The following is a 17,395-nucleotide window of genomic DNA, read 5'->3' on the forward strand; positions in this document are numbered from 1 at the left end:
GGAGAGAGACATGGCTAACACGACGAAACACCACGACACGGCGCCGGTTGCAAAGGCGGAAAGCGTATCGCAGCGGCAGAACCGCATCGAGCATCGCGAACGCATGCAGGTGCTGATGCGCACCGCGGGCATGCTGCCCGTGCTGATCCTGCTGTGCATCGGCTTCGGCATCGTGACCGACGGCTTCTTCAGCCTCCAGAATCTGTCGATCGTCACGCAGCAGGCATCGATCAACATCGTGCTCGCCGCGGGCATGACCTTCGTGATTCTCACGGGCGGCATCGATCTGTCGGTCGGCTCGATTCTGTCGGCGGGAGCGGTCGCCGCGCTGCTCGCATCGAATATTCCGGGCTGGGGATGGCTCGGCATTCCGGCGGCGCTCGCCGTAGGCCTCGGCTTCGGCGTCATCAACGGCCTGCTGATCGCGCTGCTCAAGCTGCCGCCGTTCATCGTGACGCTCGGCTCGCTCACCGCCGTGCGCGGCATCGCGCGCCTGATCGGGCACGACACGACAATCTTCAATCCGCAACTGCCGTTCGCGTTCATCGGCAACGACACGCTCCTCGGCGTGCCCTGGCTCGTGATCATCGCGCTTGCGGTCGTGATCGCGTCGTGGTTCATCCTGCGGCGCACCGTGCTCGGCCTGCGCATCTATTCGGTCGGCGGCAATCCGGAAGCGGCGCGTCTGTCGGGCATCAAGGTGTGGGGCATCGAGCTGTTCGTCTACGCGATCTCCGGCCTCCTCGCGGGTCTGGGCGCCGTGATGTCCGCCGCGCGTCTCTATGCGGCGAACGGCCTGCAACTCGGCCAGTCGTATGAACTCGATGCCATCGCAGCGGTGATTCTCGGCGGCACGAGCTTCGTCGGCGGCGTCGGATCGATCGTCGGCACGCTGGTCGGCGCGCTCATCATCGCGGTGCTGAGCAACGGCCTCGTGCTGCTCGGCGTGTCGGATATCTGGCAATACATCATCAAGGGCCTCGTCATCATCGGCGCGGTGGCGCTCGATCGTTATCGTCAACGCGGCTCGGCTCGCACCTGATTCTCATCGATCATCCGGGCGCTTGCAGGTCCGCTCGCGCCCGCCCCGATACCAACGGACCAACTGGAGACAACAACATGCGCAAGCACAATAAGCTTTTCGCCAGCGTCGCACTCGCTCTCGGTTTCACCCTGTCGCTATCCGCGCAAGCCGCCGACAAGCAGTTGAAGTCCGTCGGCATCACGGTCGGCTCGCTCGGCAATCCGTACTTCGTCACGATCTCGAAGGGCGCCGAAGCGAAAGCCAAGACGATCAACCCGAACGTCAAGGTGACCGCGGTGTCGTCGGATTACGACATGAACAAGCAGTTCACGCAGATCGACAACTTCATCTCGGCGCACGTCGACATGATCCTGCTGAACGCCGTCGATCCGAAGGCGATCGAGCCGGCCGTGAAGAAGGCGCAGAAGGCGGGCATCGTCGTGGTCGCGGTCGATGTCGCGGCGGCGGGCGCGGACGCGACCGTGCAGACCAACAACGTGCAGGCCGGCGAAATCTCCTGCGATTTTCTGGCGAAGAAGCTCAACGGCAAGGGCAACGTGGTGATCGAGAACGGCCCGCAGGTGTCGGCGGTCATCGATCGCGTGAACGGCTGCAAGTCGGTGCTCGCGAAGAATCCGGGCATCAAGATCCTCTCCGACGACCAGGACGCGAAAGGCTCGCGCGAAGGCGGCATGAACGCGATGCAGGGTTATCTCACGCGTTTCCCGAAGCTCGACGGCGTGTTCGCGATCAACGATCCACAAGCGATCGGCACCGACCTCGCGGCGAAGCAATTGCATCGGAACAACATCGTGATTACGTCGGTGGACGGCGCGCCCGATATCGAAACGGCGCTCAAGTCCGACACGATGGTCCAGGCATCCGCGAGCCAGGATCCGTGGGCGATGGCGCAGCAGGCGGTGAGCGTCGGCTATGACCTCATGAACGGAAAGAAGCCGAGCAGCTCGACGATTCTGCTGCCGTCCACGCTCGTCACGCGGGAGAACGTCGGCAGCTACAAGGGATGGTCGTCGCCGCGTTGAACATCGTTACTTGATCGGCACCACGCGCAGCGCGCTCGGCTTGTCCGGCGCGCTCGACCGGTCCACCGCGATCAGCCGCTTGCGCGCGACATCCACCGCGACGCCGCGCGGCGCTTCGAAACCATCGGCGACGATCGTCGCCCGGCCGCGCTTCGAGATGCTGCATACGGCGTGCGAGCCGCACTTCGTGTAGAGCGTGCCGTCGGGCGTCGCGGACATCAGGTCGGGCGCGTCGACGGTCGCGAAGACATCGCTCGCGGCCACCGGCGCGCTCGCCGCCCGCGCCGCCTGGAGATCCACCTTGTAGATGCGGTTCGCGGCCTGATCGCTGATATAGAGCGTGTCGCCGGCCGCCGCGAGTCCGACCGGCTTGCCCAAACCCGTGACGATGTCGCGCTCGATCACCTGACGCGGTGCCGTACCGCGCGTAATGACGCTCACGCCCCCTTCGGGCGGCGCGTTGCCCTCCTTCACGAACCAGCTCGACAAAAACGTGCCGCCATCGAGCACGAGCAGGCCCAGACGCCGGCGCGCGGAATTCGTGTCCGATGCGAGCGCGACCTGGCCGCTCGGCGCGACATCGAAGACCGCGCTCGACGAACCGAAACCGAATTGCTCGACGAGCAGATGCCCGTTCGGCGCGAATGCGATCTGGCTCAATCCGGTGCGCTCGCCGGCGGCCGCCGGAATGCGCGCGTAGAGCGAGAACGCAGGCGCATCTTCTTCACCGATGTGCGTCGTCATCACGATGCCGTTGGTTCTGTCATCGGTGACGAACACCGCGCCGTCGGAATCGCGCACGGCGACGCCGTTCGGCGTGCCCGCGAGCGGCACCTTCTGCACGCTGGTGCCCGGCGCGACCGTGCCGCATGCCGCGACGAAGATCGTCATTGCGATTGCCGCCATCAGCCGACGCTTCATGCGCTTCTCCCGTCGATTGGCCGTCGACGAGCCATGGACGATGGCGTCGCGCCGGACGTCGTAATATAGCCGCAGATATCGCACCGCTCAAGCCGCGCGCCACGCGTTCATCCACGACTTCCAGCGGCAGCGGGCTTCAGTCAGTCGGGCGATGCATCGCACGCGCGCTTGAACGAAGACGCGCCGGCGGGCCTTTCCGAAGCGGCGAGCCGTTGCAATGCCACGAGGCCGAGGAGCGCGAGTCCGAGGCCGAGCGTGAAGTCCGCGTGTACGCCCGCGCGGTCGACGATCGTGCCGCCCACCGCCGAACCGACTGCGATCGCCACCTGGATGACGCTGACGAACATGGCCGATCCCGCCTCGGGCAGGTCCGCGGTGCCGCGCTGAATCCAGACGCTGAAGCACAGCGGCAAGGCGCCGAACGCAATGCCCCAGAGCAGCATCCCAGCAGTCTCCCCGATCGGCGAATGTTCGAGCAGCAGCATGGACGACATCGCGCCGAGCAGCAGCAACACCATCGCCGCGACCGACTTCTTGAGATGGTTCGAGACCGCCATCGACATCAGCGCGTTCGAGAAGAAACCGATCAGTCCGAATCCGAACAGCAGCAGCGTGATGGTGCTCAAGGAAAAGTCTTGCTCGAGCAGCGGCGCGATGTAGGTATAGGTCGAGAAGTGCGCGCCGAACACGAGCGCGACCATCAGCATGCTCAGGCGCGTGTGCGGTCTTGCGATCAGCTTCCTGAAATCGGCGGCGCGCAATGCCGATGCGGACGGCAACGAAGGCACGAGCAGCGCCTGTGCAACCAGCGCCACCGCGACCAATACCGCGGTCGCGCCGAACGACAGACGCCACGATGCAAACGAAGCGATGAACGTGCCGAGCGGCACGCCGATGACCGTCGCGAAGGTCACACCCGTCAGAATCGTCGCGGTTGCCTTGGCCGCGTCCTTGGCTTGCACGAGCCTCGGGGCGGCAGCGGTCGCCAGCGTCCAGAAGCCGCCCAGCGCGGCGCCGAGCAAGGCACGCCCCACGAGCATGACCGGAAGACTGTTCGCGACCGCGCTCACGAGGTTCGCGATCAGGAGCATCGCGGTGAGAAGCAGGAAGACATGTCGCCGGTCCATGCGGCCCGCCCCGACGATGAGCGTCGGCGCGAATATCGCGGCCATGACGCCTGGCGTCGTGACCATGAGGCCCGCGACGCCGGGTGACACGCCGAGGTCATGCGCGATTTGGGGCAGCAATCCGACCGGCAGAAACTCCGCTGTCACGAAGGCGAACGCACTCACGGCGACAGCGATGACAGAGAGCCACTGACGCACCGACGTCGAATTTCCTTGCGACGATGCCGCAATGGTTGTTGTATCGATTTGCATGATGGCATTGATGCAGGATTGGAGTCGGACACTTTATGTCGGGCTCCAGCCGGGAAAAAGCATCGTGCCTTGAACAGAGTTGCCGGCGTGGCCGAACAATCTGCACGCGCCGACGAGCCGGCGTTCATGCCGGCCCGTCGTCGCCGTTTTGAGTGTCAGGCCTGCACGAATGCGAGCAGGTCTGCGTTGAGGACGTCCGCGTTTACGGTCAGCATGCCGTGCGAGAAGCCCGGATACGTTTTCAACGTGCCGTTCTTCAGCAACTTGATGGACTTCAGCGCGGCGTCCGCGATGGGCACGATCTGGTCGTCCTCGCCGTGCAGCACGAGCGTCGGTACGGAGATCGACTTCAGGTCTTCCGTCTGGTCCGTCTCGGAGAACGCCTTGATGCCCTCGTAATGCGCCTTCGCGCTGCCCATCATGCCCTGACGCCACCAGTTCTGGATGACACCCTGATGCACGGTCGCGCCCGAGCGGTTGAAGCCGTAGAACGGGCCTGCGGGAACATCGACGAAGAACTGCGCCCGGTTGTCGGCGAGCGCCTTGCGAAAGCCGTCGAAAACGTCGATCGGCAGACCTTCCGGATTCGCTTCGGTCTTCAGCATCAGCGGAGGCACCGCGCTGACGAGCACAGCCTTGGCGACGCGTCCCGACGGCTCGCCGTGCTTCGCGACATACCGGGCAACTTCGCCGCCTCCGGTCGAATGTCCGATATGGACCGCGTTCTTGAGATCGAGCGCCTCCACGACCGCGAAGGCGTCGGCGGCGTAGTGGTCCATGTCGTGACCTTCCGAGACTTGCGACGAGCGTCCGTGTCCGCGTCGATCGTGCGCGACGACGCGATAACCCTTCTGGACGAAAAACAGCATTTGCGCGTCCCAGTCGTCCGAGGAAAGCGGCCAGCCATGATGGAAGACGATGGGCTGCACGTCTTTCGGACCCCAATCCTTGAAGAAAATTTCGACGTTGTCTTTGGTCGTGACGAACGGCATGACGATCCTCTCTCGCTAAAGGTTGTGCAGCAGGACGCCGGCCGGGCATATCGCCCAGCACCGGCTTCGATGATCTCGCAGGTAAGACAGAGGGACGACCGGCGCTGGCGCCGCCCGAGTAGAACAGTACACGGTTGCCGGTTTTGCTGCCGTATCCCCCTCGCACCATGCCCATCATGCGCAGTCGATGATGTCGGCGGCCGGACATCGTAATATAGTCGCGGATATAGCGCGGTTCGGGCAATCGATCCTTTTTCTGGACGCATTCAACCTATGCAAATCAGCCATGCAACCATGCCGTCATCAGGCCACGGCATCGACGGCGACCCGTGTGTCGTCGAGATCGGCGGTGCGGTTCAGCGGCCGCTGACGCTCGATGTTCCCGCCTTGCGCGAATTCGCGTGCGCGCGAATCGAGCCTTTCGATCTCGTGTGCTTTTCAACGGGCCGCTACATTCGTCCGATGGGAAGCTATCGCGGCGTGCAGTTGCGCGCGCTGCTCGATGCCGCCGGCGTGCGCCGGCCGGACAACACGGATTTCAAGCGCACCGTATTTCTTGCGCATGCGCACGACGGCTACGCCGTGACGTTTTCGTGGCATGAGCTCTTCAATACGCCGATCGGCGCGCAGGTGATCATCGCGTACGAGTACGAGGATCGTGCGCTCGGCATCGAGGACGGCCTGCCGGTGCTGGTTTCCGGCGCGGACACCGTGCATGCGCCGCGCCATATGAAGCGTCTCGTGCGCGTGGATGCACACGTGCTGGGCACATCGCATCGATGAACGCGTCTGCGCGTGCGCTGCTCTCGCACGCCGTCCATCCCGATGCACCCGATACCGTGCTGTTCGCGCGGCTCGTCGGCGCGCGTGTCGAATCGAACGATATGCTTTTGCTCGGGCTGGGCGGCGACGAACTTTCGGCGCTGATTCGCCGCCATTTTCCCGGCGCGTCGGTCGACCGTTCGCCGGGCGCGGTGTTCAGGTCGGCGCACTGGCCGTTCGTGCGCGATCTGCGCGGCCTGCTGATGTGGCACGACCGCACGGCGGCGCGGCATCGCCAGGACGCGCTTTGTCTCGCGACGATCATCTCCGCCGCGTCGCTGCGCCCCGATCATCTGTGGCGCGACCTCGGTCTGGACGGCCGCGACGACGTCACCGACATGCTCGGGCGTCACTATCCCGAACTCATCGCGCGGAACGTCGCCAATATGCGCTGGAAGAAATTTCTCGCGCAGGAAGTCGCGCGTGCGAGGGGCGTCGAGCCGACGTGCGCACCGGGCTGTCCCGGATGCGAGGATTTCGGCTTCTGCTATCCGGACAACCGATAACGCCCGCAACCCCGCGATGAAACGTCCGTCCGATTCCCTTCGTGTATCCTCTCGGGCATGGCGACGACCCTGAAAACACCGGAAAGCGACAAAGACTTGGACGCGGCGAATCAGCCGGCCGAAGTGCGCTTTCGCATGCGCATCACGAAAGGCGAGATCATCGCGATCGGCCCGGGCAAGGTTTCACTGCTCGAAGCGGTTCGCAAGCACGGTTCGATTTCAGCGGCGGCGCGCAGCCTCGAAATGTCGTATCGGCGCGCGTGGCTGCTCATCGACGAACTCAATCGCTCGCTCAAATCGCCCGCGACGATCTCCGAACAAGGCGGCCAAAGCGGCGGCGGCTGCGTGCTGACGCCGGTCGGCGAGAGTATCGTGCGGCTTTATCGCGATATCGAAGCGCAGGCGCAAGCCGCGTGCGCCGTGCAGATCGAATCGCTCACGCAGTTGCTGAAGCCCTAACCGTGACGTAAGCAGAACGCCGACGGCGGCGGCGTGCTCGTGTGCGCGTGCTGCGCGCTCGCGTTCAGGCGCGCGACGAACTCCACGAAGCTCGCGACGCTCGCGGTGCGCAGCGGCGAATATTCGACGCCATTGCGCTCGCAGACGCGCTTGAGCATGCTCATCGAATCGTGATCGATGCAATCGACGGGGAACAGCACGACATCCGCGTGCGGCAGCGCGGCCGCAAGCAGGCCCTTGCGATCCTCGATACCGCCGTCGTGGACGATCAGCTCGCCGCCCGCGGCATCCACCAGCGACTTCAACACCGCATTCGAATTCGGCCGACCGCCGACGTAGACGATACGTTTGCCGCTCACCCATTCGACGGCGCGCCGGCGCGCGTCGGGCTGACCGCCGGCGTCGAGCGTCGCGCGTTCCAGCGCCGCGCATTCGGCCTGCACGACTTTCAACAGCGCCTGAGCTTCGCCGAGCTTGTTGCGCAACGCGCGCGTCTCGTCCTCTTCCTGTTGCGCGCGCTGCTCGGCGGCTTCGCGGCGGCTCGTGTGGAGCGCGAGGCGGCGCTCGCCATCGTCGATTTTTTCGCGCAGTCGCGTGACTTCCGCTTCGAGTTGCGTCGTCGACGAATCCGCCTTGCGTTCGGCGAGCGCCGCGAGTTGCAGCGCGTACTCGGTCGATTGCTTGACGGACGCATCGCGCTGCCCGCTCAATTCGAGCAGACGCGCCTGCTGGCGCTCGATCTTTTCCCTGAGTTCCTGATTCTCCGATTCCAGCGCGACGAGCCGCCGGATATCCGCGCGATTCGCCGCGCCGACCAGATGCGACAACATGTGCAGCTCGCCGAACGCGGACTGGCGCACTTCGATCGTCGCCTGCGGATGCGACATCACCGCCCAGTACGCGGGAGGAATATCGCCGGACTTCAACGCCTCCGTCCACAAGTCGACGAGCGCCTGGGGATCGCGCGCGGCTTCGAAACGGCGGATCGCGCCCGCGTAGCGCTCGTCGAGCGCCTTGTTCAGCGCCTTTGCGCCCGCGCCGCCCGCAATCGCGAGTTCGACGGCCGCGTGATGAATCTCCAGATCGCTCGCGTGATAGCGATCGAGGTCGGTGAATTTCGGCACGAGCTTGCGCAGCTCGCCCGTCGAAAGACAGGTGCCGATCACCGAACAATGCAGATGCGAATCCAGTTCGGCCAGGCGCGCGCGGCGGCGCGACGAGCGCAGATCGGCTTCGGTCGGCTGGCAGCAGGCGTCGCGTGCGCCAAGCGTGCTCGTGCGGGCGAGTTGAAACGGAGGGGTCTGCATGATCTCCTCGTGCTCGATCGGCTGGGCCGGAAGGCGCGTTGCTCTGACGGGTCAATCGCGATTCGTGCTTCGCAATATACCACCGAATATAGCGGCGGCAAAAATGCGGATCGATCGGCGAGTCGAGGGCCGTATCCCGCGCGCGCGGTGCGCACAGAGCGTATCCTTGTCCTTCGGCGCGCCGGGCCGGGCTGACAGCCGTTCGGCGAGGCGCGCCGCGCCGGACGTTTCCAATTGCGAAAAATCGCTCACAAGGAGAATCTGAATGGCCAGGGTTGAAGTCAAGGTTCCGCAGCTTTCCGAATCCGTCACCGAAGCGACGATGTTGCCGTGGAAGAAGAAAGCGGGCGACGCCGTGGCGCAAGACGAAATCCTCGTCGAACTGGAAACGGACAAGGTCGTGCTCGAAGTGCCCGCGCCCTCCGCCGGCGCGCTCGTGGAAGTGGTCAAGAACGCAGGCGACATCGTTCACGCGGGCGAAGTGCTCGCGATCGTCGATACGGACGCGAAGGCATCGGCCGCGGCGCCTGCCCCCGCGCCGGAAAAGCCCGCGGCTGCGGCTGCGCCCGCGCCGGCGCCCGCACCGGCGGCTGCCCCGGCTCCGGCACCCGCCGCTCCGGCTTCAGGCGAAAAGGCCGATTTCGACGTCATCGTCATCGGCTCCGGCCCCGGCGGCTATATCGCCGCGATCCGCGCCGCGCAGCTCGGCCGCAAGGTCGCGTGCGTCGAGGAATGGATCAACCCCGCCGGCAAACCGAAGCTCGGCGGCACGTGCCTGAACGTCGGCTGTATTCCGTCGAAGGCGCTGCTCGCGTCGTCGGAACAGTTCGAGAAAGCGCAACTGCATTTCGGCGATCTCGGCATCAGGATGGACAACCTGTCCGTCGATGTCGACAAGATGGTCGGCCGCAAGGAAGCGATCGTCGAGAAGATCACGGGCGGTGTGGAATTCCTGTTTCGCAAGAACAAGATCACCTGGCTCAAGGGTCACGGCAAGCTCGCGGGCAAGGCGGGCGGCAACTTCAGGGTCGAAGTGAGCGGCGACGGAAAAAGCGAGACGCACAGCGCGCAGCACGTGATCATCGCGACCGGCTCGAAGGCGCGTCATCTGCCCAACGTGCCGGTCGACAACAAGATCGTCTCCGACAACGAAGGCGCGCTCGCTTTCACTTCGGTGCCGAAGAAGCTCGCCGTGATCGGCGCGGGCGTGATCGGTCTGGAGCTCGGCTCCGTGTGGCGCAGGCTCGGCGCGGAAGTGACGATACTCGAAGCGCTGCCCGAATTCCTCGGCACCACCGATGCCGCGCTGCAAAAGGAAGCCGCGAAGCTCTTCAAGAAGCAAGGGCTGACGATTCATCTCGGCGTGAAGATCGACGGCGTGAAAGCGACGGATTCGAGCGTCGCCATCTCGTATCAGGACAAGGACGGCAACGCGCAGACGCTGGACGCGGATCGCCTGATCGTGTCGATCGGCCGGGTGCCGAACACGGACGATCTCGGCCTCGATTCCATCGGTCTGTCAGTCGACGAGCGCGGCTTCATTCCCGTCGACGGCCATTGCGCGACAAAAGTACCGAACGTGTACGCGATCGGCGATGTCGTGCGCGGCCCGATGCTCGCGCACAAGGCGGAAGACGAGGGCGTGCTGGTGGCGGAGATCATCGACGGGCAGAAGCCGCACATCGACTACAACTGCATTCCGTGGGTGATCTACACGCATCCGGAAATCGCGTGGGTCGGGCAGACCGAGCAGGCGCTGAAGGCCGAGGGCCGCGCGATCAAGGCCGGCCAGTTCCCGATGCTCGCGAACGGTCGCGCAATGGGCATCGGCGAGACCGACGGCTTCATCAAGATCATCGCGGATGCGAAGACCGACGAGATTCTCGGCGTGCACATCATCTCCGCGAACGCGTCGGATCTGATCGCGGAAGCGGTGGTCGCGATGGAGTTCAAGGCGGCGAGCGAGGATATCGGACGCATATGCCATCCGCATCCGTCGCTTTCCGAAGTGATGCGCGAAGCGGCGCTCGCCGTCGACAAGCGCGCGCTGAACATCTAAACGCGTCTCGGCATCCACACGCGCAGGAGCGAGTAAAGCCGGTCGATGTCGATCGGCTTTGCCAGGTAATCGCTCGCACCCGCCGCGAGACATTGCTCCTGATCGTCCTTCATCGCCTTCGCCGTGATCGCGATGACCGGCAGCTTCCTGAAGCGCGCGTCCTCGCGGATGCGCCGCGTCGCTTCGAGTCCGTCCATGCCGGGCATCATCACGTCCATCAGCACGACATCGATGTCGGGATTCTTGTCGAGCGACTCGATGGCCTCGAAACCATTGCGGCCGATCTCCACCTTCAGACCCTGATGCTCCAGCGCGCTCGATAGCGAGAAGATGTTGCGGATATCGTCGTCGACGAGCAGCACGCGGCGGCCATCCAGCACGCGGTCGCGCGAGCGCGAGACATGCAGCATCGCCTGGCGGTCCGCCGAGAGATCCGTCTCGACCTTGTGCAGGAACAGCGTGACTTCATCGAGCAGACGCTCCGGCGAGCGCGCGCCTTTGATGATGATCGACTGCGAATAGCGCATCAGCTCCGCTTCCTCGTCGTGCGCGAGACTGCGGCCCGTGTAGACGATCACCGGCGGGAACGAATACGCGTCGATCGCGGCCATCTGACGCAACAGGTCGCCGCCCTGCATGTCGGGCAGCTTCAGGTCGATGATCATGCAATCGAAGATCGTCGTCTTCAGCAATTCCAGGGCATCGCGGCCGAACTCGACCGGCGTGATCTCCACGTCGGCGTCGCTGATCAGTTCGACGATGCTCTGACGCTGGCGCGCATCGTCCTCGACGAGCAGGACGCGCTTGATCTTCTGACTGCTCTTCTCTTCGAGCCGCTGAAAGATCGCGGTCAGTTGCTCGCGCGTCGTCGGCTTCACCGCGTAGCCGATCGCGCCGAGATGCAGCGCGGCCTCGCTTCGGTCCGATGCCGACACGACGTGCACCGGAATATGCCGCGTCTTCGGATTCGCCTTCAGCTCCTGCAGCAGCACGAGCCCCGAGCGGTCCGGCAGGTTGATGTCCAGCAGGATCGCGTTCGGCGCGCTGTCCTGCGCGAGCTTGAGCGCCTCGCGCGCCGTGCCCGTCACGAAGCAGCGGTAGCCGAGTTCGTGCGCGAGATCGAGCAGCACTTGCGCGAACCCCGGTTCGTCCTCGACCACGAGCACGAGACGGCGGCCGGGCGTGACATCGGCGCGATCGTCGTCGATCACGTGGATCACTTCGACCGGCTCCTCGGGCAACGCGGCTTCTTCGACCGCCGCAAGCTCCGGCGCCTTCACGACGGCGTCCGGCAACGCCGCCGGCGCGCCGTGGACGACCGGCATCGTCAACGTGAACGTGCTGCCGGCGCCCTGCGCGCTGCGCACCGCGATGTCGCCGCCGAGCAGATGGGCGAGGCTGCGCGAAATCGACAGGCCGAGCCCCGTGCCGCCGTAATGGCGGCTCGTGGTGCCGTCGGCTTGCTGGAACGCTTCGAAGATCGCTTCGAGCTGATCCGGCGCAATGCCGATGCCCGTGTCCGTCACGACGAACTGCACCGCGCTCGTGTTTCCCGTTCCGCCCGCGTGCTTGAGCGTGAGCGAGACCGCGCCTGCATCCGTGAACTTCACCGCGTTCGACAGCAGGTTCTTCAGGATCTGTTCGAGACGGCGGAAGTCGGTCGTGAGCGTCGGATACGCGTCGATATCGTTCCTGAGTTCGAGCCTCAGCTTCTTCTGCCGCGCGAGCGGTTCGAACGTGCGCGCGAGCGAATCCATGATGCGCTGCAAGGGCACGTCTTCGATATGCAGATCGAGCTTGCCCGCCTCGACCTTCGAGAGATCGAGAATGTCGTTGATGAGATTGAGCAGATCGTTGCCCGCCGAATATATCGTCTGCGCGTACTTGATCTGATCGCTCGTCAGATTGCCGGTCTTGTTCTCGGACAGCAGCTTCGCGAGGATCAGCGAACTGTTGAGCGGCGTGCGCAGCTCGTGCGACATGTTCGCGAGAAACTCGGATTTGTAGCGGCTCGCGCGCTGCAGCGCCTCGGCGCGCGTTTCCAGTTCGCCCTGCGCGGCGTTGAGCGCGACGTTGCGTTCATCGAGCACGCGCGCCTGTTCCGCGAGCTGATCGTTGGTCTGTTCGAGTTCGGTCTTCTGATTCGCGAGATAAACCTGCGCCTGCGAAAGCGCCGTGGTCTGCTGTTCGAGTTCCTCGTTGGTCGTGCGCAGTTCTTCCTGCTGCATCTGCAACTCTTCGTTCAGTTGCTGCGTCTCTTCGAGCACGCTTTGCAGGCGTTCACGATACTGCGCCGCCTCGACGAAGTCGCCGATATTGCTCGCGATCAGCTTAAGGAACTGCTGGTCGCGCTCGGTCAGCGTGTGCATCGCGCCGAGCTCGATCGCGCCCGTCGCCTGGCCTTCGTTCTCGATCGGCAAGATGGCGAGGCTCGCGGGCACGCTCGCGCCGAGCGCCGATGTCACCTTCCAGTAACCGGCGGGCACATCGTTCATGCTGGTCAGCTTGCGCGCACGCACCGCCTGCCCGACGAGGCTCTTCACGCCCGCGAGCGACTCGGGAACCGGCGCGCTGTCGGGATCGAAGCCGAAGCTCGCGGTGCGCTTCAACGCGCCGTCGGCTTCGCGCACGTAGAACGCGCCCATCGATATCTTCAGATAGTCCGCGAGGAAATCGAGAATCGTCTGGCAAAGCTGTTCGAGCGACTGCCGGCCGATCACCTTCTCGGCAAGCTGCGTCTGACCTTCGCGCAGCCAAGCCTGCTCCTGCAGCGCGCGCGTTTGCCGCTCCTGTTCGCCGATCGCGGCGCTGAACGCGTTGGAAAGCTGCATCAGCTCCCGCCTGCCGAAGACCGCGAGAATCGCGGAAAGCATCAGGCTCAGAATCAGGAAGACGGCGACGGTGATCGTGGTCAACTGCTTCGCGGATTCCACGCGCTGCAACCGCAAGGTCTGCTCGATGTTGAGAAACGCGGCGAGTTCGCGCTCGGTCTCCGCGCGTTCGGCCGAGCCGCGACCTGTGCGCACGAGCGCGGCCGAGTCCTGAGCGCGGCGGCGCGCATCGATCAGGCTGTCGGCGACCTTGTCCCATTGCGCCTGCAATGCGCGAATGCGGATCAGGCGGTCGACCTGCGGCGCGTTATCGGAGACGAGATCGGCGAGCGTGTCGATATCGGCGGCGAGCTTCGGCTTCGCAATCTCATAGGGCGCGAGAAAGCTTTCTTCGCCGGTGATCAGGTAGCCGCGAATCGCGCTTTCCTTCTCGCTGACGAGCCGGCCGATTTCCTGCGCGTTACCGATCACGCGCTCCGAATGCTCGACCCAGTTGATGCCCGACAGCAGATACAGCACGAGGGCGACGAACGCGACCGCGGTGACGACGCCCGTGCCGAGCGGCAGCGCGATGTTGCGAAAGAGAATGCGACGAAAGCTGGTCTCGTCGACACCGGACCGCAATGGCATGGAAGGCTCCGATTGAGCGTGAACGTCGCGCGCCGGGCCGATGTCCCGAAGCAGCCCGCATGACGACGACGTTCCCGAAATGTGTAGTTCTTGTATCAGCCGGAGCGCATGATACCCGGTTCGACTACGCGGCGCGGCGGGCTTCGGCGATGCCCGATTTCGGATGCTCTCATTTGCCTGAATGTTCGCGGATCGCTTGCACGACGCGCAGTCGAGTCCAGTTCAGGAATCGGAAGTGTTGACCGGCGAGCCGCGACGGACATCGGTAGATTTGTGACTGAAGCGGCGCGGCGTGACTGGCGAAAACGTCGTGTCGGACTCGCGTTCCGCGGATCGCACGGGCCTTTGGCGAGCAGATCGAGACGAGGTGTGTGGAAGATCGCGCAGAGAGATGCGCGTCGATGATGAAGCACGGTGACCCGCTCCCCGTTCGAACCGGCGAGTCACCGAAGCCTTCGCTAGTTGCAGTATCCCTGCGATGCGTACGTGCCGCCGCCCGGCGCCGCGGTCGTGCACAGCGTGTTCAGCAGCGACGCGATGTTGCCCGATCCGTAGTTTCCGTAAGTGGCGTTCGGATACTGCGTGTTCTGACGAAACTGCGATGCATAGTTGTCCTTGGGCGCGTTCGGATCGGACGATCCCCACGATGTCACGCCGACGATCGCGAGATTCGACGAATTGCCGACGACCGCGCCGCCGGACAAAACGGCATCGCGCGCCCTGAAGTTGACGATCCACGGTCCGCCGCTTGCGCCGCCCGTGAGATTGCTGCCCTGCCAGAGTTGCGACGCGCCGCTGACGGTGGTCGTGTAGGTCGGCCCATCGGTGCGTTGCATGATCGCGCCGCTGTCCAGCAACGCGGGATAGCCGAAGGTCGAAACGGCCGCCGTCTGAAGATTGCCGGTCTTCGAGGACGATATGAAGGAATAGTTGTTCCAGCCATAGTTCAGATAGCCGGTGATGTCCCCGATGAACTGGTTCGACGCGTTCTTCGCTATTGCGATCACCGCGAGATCGTTGTTGCGCGCGGAGCCCGATCCGGTGTCGGTGCCGTTGGCCCATGCCGATGGCCGCACGAGCGCCGCCCAGGTCCACGTTCCATAAGGCGCGATCTGCGCGGACGTCGCGCCCGAAGCGCCGTAGTGGCCGGGCCGGAACTGCCAGCCGGAGTACAGCGAACCTCCGCTGCCGAAGCTCTGGATGCAGTGCGCCGCCGTGACGATCACGCTTCTTCGGATCAGGCTTGCGGTGCAATATCCTGCGGAGAATGTGAGCTTGCCGATCGCTCGATACGGATAGGTCGTGCTGAGGTAATTCGCACTCGTGGTGCCGGAGGCGCTTTGATTGCCGTCCTGCACGCGACCCGTCGTATAAGGAATGCCGAAGTCGCCGTAGGCTCGGTTCTGCGTGTCGCTCACGATGCCGCTCTGCGTCATCATGCCCGCTGTATAAGGCCCGGGGCTGGTATCCGGCACGATCGCGGATGTGTCCGGCGGAGCAAGCACATTGACGACAGGCTTGAGATTCGACAGATCTGCCGGTGCGCTGCGCGACGCCGCAGGATTCGTATTCACGACGGCTTCATCGTCCGCAAGTGCGACGCCTGCGCCCGTCATCGACAGTGCGACCATCGCCGTCGCCTCCACGCAGGCGACTCGTTTCGATCTTTTCATGACACCCTCCGGTTGATAGATACGATGTGTCGGATGAACATCGACCTTCCGTTGTTCTGTATTCCTAATTCTTATGAACATCATTATGTTCGTGATCTGATTCATCGGATGCATGGCGGCGTTCCGGCACTCGCTTAACTTCGACGATTCCAGCGCGTATCCACGCAATAGATCAGGAAAGCGAACAATAAATAACTCTAGTTCAAATTTTCGCCAATCTCGATCCCGAGTCTTTGATCAGCGGATACAGCCTGCGCGTTGGGTCGTATGACCAATCGAGCGTTCGGATCTCGTACGGGGCGGCGTCGGAGATCAGGGATATGTGGCGCAAGGCACGGAGCATGTTTGACGAGATCGCTTCCATACAGATAGCCTACAAATAAGCTTTAACGAGCTTTCGTTCAAATGAAGTCGAGCGCGAGCCTTCCCGGCCCGTTGCTTCTTCGACCTTCGATGCCATAGGTAGCGCTTCGCCGCCATCCCCTCGCACGACGACGGCGGCTGAAACCATGACGGTCGTACACATTTCCAGGTCTCCCGGGAACGCGCAAACGTTATCTGCGCGTTCCCGCACGGCGTTGAATGGCGACGCCCTCGCGTCCGGTTAAGTACCGCACAGAACGCAACGTACAGCCTGTCATTCTTGCCCCACATCGCGTTTCTCTCCAAGTGACGCGTGGCGAAGAAACACTACAAGGGGCACACATGAGTAATCCTAAAAAATTCAAATTGAATACCGCGATCAAGCTCAGCGTGATCGTGATCGCGGCGGCCATGTCGAACTTCGCGTCCGCGCAAACGACGGGGAATCCTTGCACGGGCCAGTCATCCGAGGGGTGTGCGCCGATCGGCCTGAGTGCGGTGATGACGGTTGCGGCGACGGACTCGCCGACGAGCCTGTCGCCGACGATGGAACCGACGGTCGATACGGTTTCGGCCGTCGTGCCTTTGCTCGAGGGCGGTCGCGGCGGCAATGGATCGGCCGGGGTGTCGTCGGGTGGCGGCACCTCGAGCGGTACGGGTACGGGTACCGGTACCGGTACCGGCGTGGGTTCAGGCCAGGGTTCCGCCAGCAGTGGCCCGGGCGCGACGGCGGGCGCCGGCGGCAGCACGAGCGGCGGAGGCAAGGGCACGGGATCGACAGGCACTGGAAACGGCAGCTCGGGCCCCGGTGATGGCGGTGATTCCGGCGGAGATACGGGCGGAGACACGGGTGGGCATGGTCATGGCCATGGTCACGGTCACGGCGATGGTGACGGCGACGGACACGGCCACGGTCATGGCGATGGTGACGGCGATGGACATGGCCACGGTCACGGCGATGGTGACGGCGATGGACACGGCCACGGTCACGGCGATGGTGACGGCGATGGACACGGCCACGGTCACGGCGATGGTGACGGCGATGGACATGGCCACGGTCACGGCGATGGTGACGGCGATGGACATGGCCACGGTCACGGCGATGGTGACGGTGATGGGCATGGCCAAGGACACGGCCCCGGTCATGGCGATGGTGACGGCGACGGGCACGGCCACGGTCACGGCGATGGTGACGGTGATGGGCATGGCCAAGGACACGGCCCCGGTCATGGCGATGGTGACGGCGACGGGCACGGCCATGGACACGGCCCCGGTCATGGCGACGGACATGGTGATGGTCACGGTGGCATAGGTCACGGCGATGGCGGTCATGGCGACGGCGGTCACGGCAACGGTTCGCCGGGCGGTCATGGCGGCGGCAGCGGC

General features: G+C 64.2%; 12 protein-coding genes and 2 pseudogenes. 7 read left to right on the plus strand and 7 right to left on the minus strand.

What is annotated here, in order from left to right; translation table 11 throughout:
- Positions 1 to 10 precede the first annotated feature (10 nt).
- A complete protein-coding gene (locus U4Y90_RS15010) occupies positions 11 to 1,042 on the plus strand; it encodes an ABC transporter permease subunit (RefSeq protein WP_321795515.1) in 1,032 nt (343 codons plus the stop codon).
- A gap of 77 nt (positions 1,043 to 1,119) precedes the next feature.
- On the plus strand, positions 1,120 to 2,067 hold the full coding sequence (locus U4Y90_RS15015) for an ABC transporter substrate-binding protein (RefSeq protein ID WP_321795516.1): 948 nt from the start codon (positions 1,120 to 1,122) through the stop codon (positions 2,065 to 2,067).
- A gap of 6 nt (positions 2,068 to 2,073) precedes the next feature.
- On the opposite strand, the gene U4Y90_RS15020 is transcribed toward U4Y90_RS15015, so the two are convergent.
- The 3 genes from U4Y90_RS15020 to U4Y90_RS15030 all read right to left on the minus strand — a co-directional run bounded on the left by U4Y90_RS15020 (position 2,074) and on the right by U4Y90_RS15030 (position 5,359).
- Complete coding sequence (locus U4Y90_RS15020) at positions 2,074 to 2,988, minus strand: hypothetical protein (RefSeq protein WP_321795517.1); 915 nt, start codon at positions 2,986 to 2,988, stop codon at positions 2,074 to 2,076.
- A gap of 140 nt (positions 2,989 to 3,128) precedes the next feature.
- Positions 3,129 to 4,367 carry an MFS transporter gene (locus U4Y90_RS15025; RefSeq protein WP_321795519.1) on the minus strand — a complete coding sequence of 413 codons (1,239 nt, stop codon included), beginning with the start codon at positions 4,365 to 4,367 and terminating at the stop codon, positions 3,129 to 3,131.
- A 155-nt stretch (positions 4,368 to 4,522) separates the two neighbouring features.
- Positions 4,523 to 5,359, minus strand: coding sequence for an alpha/beta hydrolase (locus tag U4Y90_RS15030; RefSeq protein ID WP_321795521.1), 837 nt, complete (start codon positions 5,357 to 5,359; stop codon positions 4,523 to 4,525).
- A gap of 294 nt (positions 5,360 to 5,653) precedes the next feature.
- Here U4Y90_RS15030 and U4Y90_RS15035 point away from each other — a divergent pair, with 294 nt between their 5' ends.
- The 3 genes from U4Y90_RS15035 to U4Y90_RS15045 are packed head-to-tail and all read left to right on the plus strand — an operon-like array spanning position 5,654 to position 7,146.
- Positions 5,654 to 6,142 (plus strand): molybdopterin-dependent oxidoreductase, encoded by a 489-nt coding sequence (locus U4Y90_RS15035; protein WP_321795522.1) that lies wholly within the window; start codon positions 5,654 to 5,656, stop codon positions 6,140 to 6,142.
- Positions 6,139 to 6,687, plus strand: coding sequence for a nitrogen fixation protein NifQ (locus U4Y90_RS15040; RefSeq protein ID WP_321795524.1), 549 nt, complete (start codon positions 6,139 to 6,141; stop codon positions 6,685 to 6,687). Before U4Y90_RS15035 ends, U4Y90_RS15040 begins: the two co-directional genes overlap by 4 nt.
- A gap of 57 nt (positions 6,688 to 6,744) precedes the next feature.
- Positions 6,745 to 7,146, plus strand: coding sequence for a winged helix-turn-helix domain-containing protein (locus U4Y90_RS15045; RefSeq protein ID WP_321795525.1), 402 nt, complete (start codon positions 6,745 to 6,747; stop codon positions 7,144 to 7,146).
- Here the strand turns inward: U4Y90_RS15045 and U4Y90_RS15050 are convergent.
- Entirely contained in the window at positions 7,143 to 8,453 is a 1,311-nt protein-coding gene (locus U4Y90_RS15050) for a DUF2325 domain-containing protein (RefSeq protein ID WP_321795526.1), read from the minus strand. The two genes, U4Y90_RS15045 and U4Y90_RS15050, sit on opposite strands and share 4 nt — an antisense overlap.
- 265 nt (positions 8,454 to 8,718) lie before the next feature.
- Here U4Y90_RS15050 and U4Y90_RS15055 point away from each other — a divergent pair.
- Positions 8,719 to 8,934 (plus strand): annotated as a pseudogene (locus U4Y90_RS15055) (biotin/lipoyl-containing protein); the annotation flags it as partial.
- Positions 8,935 to 9,102: 168 nt separating this feature from the next.
- Positions 9,103 to 10,512: a dihydrolipoyl dehydrogenase gene (lpdA, locus tag U4Y90_RS15060; protein ID WP_321795552.1), complete on the plus strand. Its 1,410-nt coding sequence runs from the start codon at positions 9,103 to 9,105 to the stop codon at positions 10,510 to 10,512.
- Here lpdA and U4Y90_RS15065 read toward each other — a convergent pair.
- From U4Y90_RS15065 to U4Y90_RS15075, 3 genes and pseudogenes are all read right to left on the minus strand, one after another.
- Positions 10,509 to 13,973 (minus strand): response regulator, encoded by a 3,465-nt coding sequence (locus U4Y90_RS15065; RefSeq protein ID WP_321795528.1) that lies wholly within the window; start codon positions 13,971 to 13,973, stop codon positions 10,509 to 10,511. The genes lpdA and U4Y90_RS15065 overlap by 4 nt on opposite strands.
- A gap of 458 nt (positions 13,974 to 14,431) precedes the next feature.
- The gene (locus U4Y90_RS15070) at positions 14,432 to 15,646 is read right to left on the minus strand and encodes a trypsin-like serine peptidase (RefSeq protein WP_321795529.1); all 1,215 of its coding nucleotides are present in this window, start codon (positions 15,644 to 15,646) and stop codon (positions 14,432 to 14,434) included.
- Between the two features lie 1,053 nt (positions 15,647 to 16,699).
- A pseudogene (locus tag U4Y90_RS15075) lies at positions 16,700 to 17,395 on the minus strand (hypothetical protein); the annotation flags it as partial.

The sequence above is a fragment of the Caballeronia sp. J97 genome, from assembly GCF_905220305.1.
GTDB lineage: Bacteria > Pseudomonadota > Gammaproteobacteria > Burkholderiales > Burkholderiaceae > Caballeronia.

Bases quoted from the DNA above. Each gene is read 5' to 3' on its own strand.
- U4Y90_RS15010 (WP_321795515.1), top strand. From the start codon at position 11: ATGGCTAACACGACGAAACACCACGACACGGCGCCGGTTGCAAAGGCG.
- U4Y90_RS15015 (WP_321795516.1), top strand. From the start codon at position 1,120: ATGCGCAAGCACAATAAGCTTTTCGCCAGCGTCGCACTCGCTCTCGGT.
- U4Y90_RS15020 (WP_321795517.1), bottom strand. From the start codon at position 2,988: ATGAAGCGTCGGCTGATGGCGGCAATCGCAATGACGATCTTCGTCGCG.
- U4Y90_RS15025 (WP_321795519.1), bottom strand. From the start codon at position 4,367: ATGCAAATCGATACAACAACCATTGCGGCATCGTCGCAAGGAAATTCG.
- U4Y90_RS15030 (WP_321795521.1), bottom strand. From the start codon at position 5,359: ATGCCGTTCGTCACGACCAAAGACAACGTCGAAATTTTCTTCAAGGAT.
- U4Y90_RS15035 (WP_321795522.1), top strand. From the start codon at position 5,654: ATGCCGTCATCAGGCCACGGCATCGACGGCGACCCGTGTGTCGTCGAG.
- U4Y90_RS15040 (WP_321795524.1), top strand. From the start codon at position 6,139: ATGAACGCGTCTGCGCGTGCGCTGCTCTCGCACGCCGTCCATCCCGAT.
- U4Y90_RS15045 (WP_321795525.1), top strand. From the start codon at position 6,745: ATGGCGACGACCCTGAAAACACCGGAAAGCGACAAAGACTTGGACGCG.
- U4Y90_RS15050 (WP_321795526.1), bottom strand. From the start codon at position 8,453: ATGCAGACCCCTCCGTTTCAACTCGCCCGCACGAGCACGCTTGGCGCA.
- U4Y90_RS15065 (WP_321795528.1), bottom strand. From the start codon at position 13,973: ATGCCATTGCGGTCCGGTGTCGACGAGACCAGCTTTCGTCGCATTCTC.
- U4Y90_RS15070 (WP_321795529.1), bottom strand. From the start codon at position 15,646: ATGAAAAGATCGAAACGAGTCGCCTGCGTGGAGGCGACGGCGATGGTC.